A 1,608-nucleotide genomic window follows, 5' to 3' on the forward strand; every position below is an offset into this window, starting at 1 on the left:
GGGATGCACCACGTACGAGGCGCACTTGTCGAGCGTCTCCTGCGTGCACGACTGCCAGATGTCGGTCTTCCCGGCCAGGATCGCCTTGTCCGCGTCCTTGATCGTGACGCGCTCGACGCCCCAGTTGATCAGGGAGAAGGCGTCCTTCATGTAGTAGGTCTCGTCGAAGACCACGGCCCGCGGGTGGCCCAGGTTGACGAAGCGCAGGATGCCGCCGAAGAGCGTGACCAGCAGCGGGCCGACCCACCCCCACAGGACGCTGCCACGCATGGGGGGGATCACCCGGTCACGCAGGGACCGCGTCTGCGATTGACTCTCGCCGACCTCCGGGTTGTCGTAGGCCTGGTACGGGGAATCGGTCACCGCCATTCGGACATCGTACGGGCCCCAAGCCGTTAGGTACTGCAAGAATCACGGTCTAATTGGTATGCCCTGCCACAATGGTCGGGTGACTGGAGAAGGCAGGTTGGTGCTGGCCGGAGCCCCCATCGGTCAGGCGGGTGACGTCTCGCCGCGGCTGCGGGAGGTGCTCGCCGACGCCGACGTGGTGGCCGCCGAGGACACCAGACGGCTGCGCAGGCTCGCCACCGAGCTGGGCGTGGAGATCAGCGGCCGGGTGGTGTCCTACTACGACCAGAACGAGGCGGGCCGCGCCCAGGAGCTGGTCGAGGCGCTGAGACAGGGCCGCACGGTCGTGGTCATCACCGACGCCGGGATGCCCGGGGTGTCCGACCCCGGCTACCGCCTGACCCACCTGGCGGTCGAGGCGGGCATCACGGTGACCGCGCTGCCGGGGCCGAGCGCCGTCACCACGGCCCTCGCCGTGTCGGGGCTGGCCAGCGACAGGTTCTGCTTCGAGGGCTTCCCGCCGCGCAAGACCGGCGACCGGGCGCGGCGGCTGTCCGCGCTGGCGGCCGAGGAGCGGACGATGGTCTTCTTCGAGGCCCCCCACCGGCTGGCCGAGTCGCTGGGCGCGATGGCCGAGGCGTTCGGGGCCGACCGGCCCGCCGCCGTCTGCCGCGAGCTGACCAAGACGTACGAGGAGGTGCGCCGCGGCGGTCTCGGCGAGCTGGCCGAGTGGGCCGCGGGCGGCGTCAAGGGCGAGATCACCGTGGTCGTCGCGGGCCGCGTGCCGGGGGCGGGCGAGCCCGACATGGACGAGCTGGTCGCCGAGGTCGACCGCCGGGTGGCCGAGGGCGAGCAGCGGAAGATCGCCATCGCCGACGTGGCCAAGGGCGCGGGCGTGCCGAGACGCGAACTTTATGACCTGGTGCACAAACGCATAGGGTGATCGACATGGGGGAGACGGCACGACGGCTGGTCCCGCCGTTCCAGGGGCGGCCCCTCTTAGGTTGGGCGGGGCCGCTGCTGGTCGCCCTCTTCGGCGGGCTGCTGCGGTTCGTCCGCCTCGGTGAGCCGAAGGCCGTCGTCTTCGACGAGACCTACTACGCCAAGGACGCCTGGTCCCTGCTTCGGTACGGCGTCGAGCGCGCGATGCTGGGCGACGCCAAGAACCCGATCGCCGACCGGCGGCTCATCGCCGGGAACCTGGACATCTTCCGCCAGTGCCCCCAGTCGTCCGACTGCGCCTCGTTCGTCGCGCATCCG

General features: G+C 70.8%; 1 protein-coding gene and 2 pseudogenes. 2 read left to right on the plus strand and 1 reads right to left on the minus strand.

The genetic code is table 11. From position 1 onward, the window contains the following. A pseudogene (locus ACIBQ6_RS50695) lies at positions 1-369 on the minus strand (phospholipid carrier-dependent glycosyltransferase); the annotation flags it as partial. Positions 370-448: 79 nt separating this feature from the next. Here ACIBQ6_RS50695 and rsmI point away from each other — a divergent pair. Both rsmI and ACIBQ6_RS50705 read left to right on the plus strand, forming a co-directional pair. Next, positions 449-1,291, plus strand: coding sequence for a 16S rRNA (cytidine(1402)-2'-O)-methyltransferase (gene rsmI / locus ACIBQ6_RS50700; protein ID WP_397219630.1), 843 nt, complete (start codon positions 449-451; stop codon positions 1,289-1,291). A 5-nt stretch (positions 1,292-1,296) separates the two neighbouring features. Then, positions 1,297-1,608, plus strand: a pseudogene (locus ACIBQ6_RS50705) (phospholipid carrier-dependent glycosyltransferase); the annotation flags it as partial.

This window comes from Nonomuraea sp. NPDC049655 (genome assembly GCF_044465465.1).
Taxonomy (GTDB): Bacteria; Actinomycetota; Actinomycetes; order Streptosporangiales; family Streptosporangiaceae; genus Nonomuraea.